Raw genomic sequence first — 4,217 nt, 5'->3', positions numbered from 1 at the left:
GAATAATTATGTATTTAGAGTTCATTCAATCCCAAAACATCCGTCATGGTATAAAAGCCCGCAGGTTTAGCACTCAACCAAACTGCAGCCTTTACGGCTCCATTAGCAAACGTCATGCGATCAGTCGCTTTGTGCGTTATTTCAACTCGTTCCCCGATATCAGCAAACATAGCTGTATGCTCACCGACGATATCGCCAGCGCGAATCGTAGCAAAGCCGATCTCATCTTTTGTTCGTTCACCAGTAATGCCTTCTCGGGCATAGACAGCTACATCATTCAGCTTATTACCCATCGCACCAGCAATAGCTTCTCCCATTCCGATAGCGGTACCAGAGGGGGCATCAACTTTATGGCGGTGGTGTGCTTCAACAATCTCGATATCACAGTAATCCCCCATCACTTTGGCCGCTTTCTCAAGAAGCTTAAAGACAAGGTTTACGCCTACAGAATAATTTGGCGCCATCACAACAGGCACTTGCTTGGCTGCTTCATCAATAAGATCACGCTCTGCATCGCTGAAGCCAGTCGTCCCAATCACAATGCTCTTGCCGTATTTCTTACACAACTCGAGATTCGCTAATGTGCTTACTGGAGCAGTGAAATCGATGATTACATCAAAATTATCGACGTCTTTAGCAAGATCATCTGTTAAGAGCACATCGAATTTACCTTCACCACAAAGTTCACCGATATCGACACCGACAAGTGAAGACTCAGGTCGTTCTGATCCAGCGCTCACTGTCGCTTCAGGATTAAGGTGTGAAGCTTTAACCAAATTGCGGCCCATTCGGCCAGCTGCTCCTGCGATTGCAATACGAACCATTGCGCTTTCTCTCCTTCTCTGGATAACGAGGTTTGCTCTCGTTCTCTCGTTTTGCTTAATCTGTTTAAACTAACAACATACTATGGTTACCACAAGCAAGTTCATCGAGCTTAAGCAAACTCTTTTACAACACGCTCCAAGATAGGTACGTTCGCTTCAGGAAAGGTGTAGTCGCCCAATTCGCTGATCTCAACCCAGCATCCTTCTTGACCTTCTCGACCGTAAGGCTCATTACTGAATTGAGATACTGTAATAAAATCAAACTTGAGTGATTTATCTGGATAGTCGTATTCCAAGTGTTCAAAAGGGGCTTGCTCAATAACTTCAATTCCCACTTCTTCTTCGAGTTCTCTTGTAATAGCAAGCTCAATACTTTCTCCCGGCTCGACTTTGCCACCCGGAAACTCCCAAAACCCGCCTTTGTGCTTATCATCAGGACGCTTTGTAATAAAGATCTTTGATTTGTCTTGGTTAAAAATAATTGCCGCGACTATGTGAATTCTTTTCATGGGGATTCCTAACTCTCAAGACCGTTGTACTTTTCTATTGTGACAACGAGCTTCTACATCTCAAAAACTTGCTGACCTATCAAACTTATGGAATTTGATAGCCAAAGAATTTATTTAAAAAAAGAGTCGCCTAAGCGACTCTTTGATAAATAATCCGACTAACAGATTAGTCGATTTTGCCGTGGCACTGTTTGTACTTCTTGCCACTGCCACAAGGGCAAGGTTCATTACGACCTACTTTACGTTCATCACGTACCATTGGTTGATTTGAACCTTCTTCAGATTCTTCGCCTTCAGAAAGCGGATTTTGTGCTGCAGCGTGTTGCGCTTGCGCACGACGAGCGGCTTCTTCAGCTTGCGCACGACGCTGTTCTTCCATACGTTCAACTTCTTCTTGTTGCTGAACGCGAACACGAGATAGAACAGTAATAACATCTGTTTTCAGCGCTTCTAGTAGACCCTCAAACAGTTCAAACGACTCACGTTTGTATTCTTGTTTTGGATTCTTCTGTGCGTAACCGCGTAAATGGATACCTTGACGCAAGTGATCCATCGCAGCCAAATGCTCTTTCCAAAGCGTATCCAGTGTCTGAAGCATGACCGATTTTTCGAAGTTGCGAAGCACTTGTGCACCCACCACTTCCTCTTTCTCTTTGTACACTTCAACGGCTAGGTTGATGATCTTTTCACGTAATGCTTCTTCGTAAAGCTTGTCGTCTTCTTCAAGCCATTGCTTCACTGGCGCATCAAGATCGAAGTCCGCTTTCAAGCGCTCTTGTAGACCTTCAACATCCCACATATCTTCTAGTGACTGTGGTGGAATGTACTCATCAATAACCGCTGTTAGCACATCTTCACGGTTTTGCTCGATCATGCCGCTGATGTCTTCAACGTTCATTAACTCGTCACGCAGTTCGTAGACAACCTTACGTTGATCGTTCGCTACATCATCGTATTCAAGCAGCTGCTTACGGATATCAAAGTTACGACCTTCCACTTTGCGCTGTGCTTTTTCAATTGAGCGAGAAAGCATTTTCGATTCAATAGCTTCACCTTCTTCCATACCACTTTGAATAAGGCTCGCCATACGATCAGAAGTGAAAATACGTAGCAAAGAGTCTTCCATAGATAGGTAGAAGCGCGATGAACCCGCATCACCTTGACGACCAGAACGACCACGTAGCTGGTTATCAATACGGCGAGATTCGTGACGCTCAGTACCGATGATATGTAGACCACCAGCTTCTAGTACTTGGTCATGCACCACTTTCCACTCTGCTTTAATCGCATCGATTTGCTCTTGAGTTGGGTTCTCTAAAGCTTCAACTTTTGATTGCCAGCTACCGCCAAGCACAATGTCCGTACCACGACCGGCCATGTTGGTCGCGATAGTTACCGCACCAGGCATACCCGCTTCAGCAACAATTTCTGCTTCTTTCTCATGGAATTTCGCGTTCAATACGTTGTGTTTGATCTTAGCCTTCTTCAATGCGTTAGAAAGAAGTTCTGACTTTTCAATCGACACAGTACCAACAAGCGTTGGCTGCCCTTTGGCAACACGCTCTTTAATATCTTCAATGATTGCCGCAAACTTCTCTGCTTCAGTACGGTAAACCACATCTGGCATATCGTTACGAATCATCGGCTTGTTGGTTGGGATAACCACCGTTTCCAAACCATAGATAGACTGGAATTCGAACGCTTCAGTATCCGCTGTACCTGTCATACCTGACAGTTTTTCGTATAAACGGAAGTAGTTCTGGAAGGTAATAGAAGCCAAAGTTTGGTTTTCGTTTTGGATCTTAACGCCTTCTTTAGCTTCTACTGCTTGGTGAAGACCTTCAGACCAACGACGACCTGGCATTGTACGACCAGTGTGTTCATCAACGATGACCACTTCGCCTTCGTCAGTAACGATGTAATCAACGTTGCGCTCGAATAACACATGAGCACGCAAAGCAGCATTCACGTGATGCAACATGCTGATGTTAGCCGGAGAGTAAAGTGTGTCACCCTCTTCCATAAGACCGTTTTTCACCAACAGTTCTTCAACGTATTCTTGACCCGTTTCTGTTAGGTATACTTGCTTTGATTTTTCATCAACAGTGTAGTGACCATCACCGCGGTATTCTTCAGAGTCTTCTTTATCTTGCTTTTTCAGATGCGGGATCAAAAGGTTGATTCGAGTGTATAGCTCAGAGCTATCTTCAGCAGGACCAGAAATGATCAAAGGAGTACGAGCTTCATCAATTAGGATTGAGTCCACCTCATCGACAACAGCAAAAAAGCGATCACGCTGTACACGGTCTTCGCTACGGAAAGCCATATTGTCACGAAGGTAGTCAAAACCAAATTCATTGTTGGTTCCGTATAGAATGTCAGCTTGGTACGCTTCTTTTTTCTCTTGAGGAGGCATGTTTGGCACGTTTACGCCAACGGTCATACCTAAAAATTCAAATAGAGGGCGGTTCGTCTCAGCATCACGTTTAGCTAGATAATCGTTCACTGTTACGATGTGAACGCCTTTACCAGCAAGAGCATTTAAGTAAGCAGGAAGCGTTGCAGTCAGCGTTTTACCTTCACCTGTACGCATCTCCGCAATTTGACCCGCATTTAGAACCATACCACCGATAAGCTGAACGTCGAAGTGACGCATGCCGTAGACACGCTTAGATGCTTCACGAACCGTAGCAAAAGCTTCAGGAAGTAGTTTATCAAGAGTTTCACCTTTCTCTAGGCGCTCACGGAACTCAACCGTCTTTGCTTTTAACTCTTCATCACTTAGAGCTTCGAATGTTGGCTCGTAGTTATTAATTTCTTTTACAATTTTTCTAAGGCGGCGCAGTGTTCGGTCGTTGCGACTGCCAATCACTTTTGTCAGTAG

General features: G+C 44.6%; 3 protein-coding genes. All 3 read right to left on the bottom strand.

What is annotated here, in order from left to right; genetic code table 11:
• Positions 1 to 14: 14 nt before the first annotated feature.
• Positions 15 to 824, bottom strand: a complete 810-nt coding sequence (gene dapB, locus CAG69_RS05555; RefSeq protein WP_006742699.1) for a 4-hydroxy-tetrahydrodipicolinate reductase — start codon at positions 822 to 824, stop codon at positions 15 to 17.
• Positions 825 to 934: 110 nt separating this feature from the next.
• Positions 935 to 1,333 (bottom strand): 8-oxo-dGTP diphosphatase MutT, encoded by a 399-nt coding sequence (gene mutT, locus CAG69_RS05550; protein WP_005396433.1) that lies wholly within the window; start codon positions 1,331 to 1,333, stop codon positions 935 to 937.
• A gap of 166 nt (positions 1,334 to 1,499) precedes the next feature.
• The coding region (gene secA, locus CAG69_RS05545) for a preprotein translocase subunit SecA (RefSeq protein ID WP_237668041.1) at positions 1,500 to 4,217 on the bottom strand (2,718 nt) is incomplete at its 5' end.

The sequence above is a fragment of the Vibrio sp. V43_P6S15P86 genome (assembly GCF_009904725.1).
Lineage (GTDB): Bacteria > Pseudomonadota > Gammaproteobacteria > Enterobacterales > Vibrionaceae > Vibrio > Vibrio diabolicus.
Note: the sequence above shows the minus strand (reverse complement) of the source record. Positions and strands in the feature narration are given on the sequence as shown.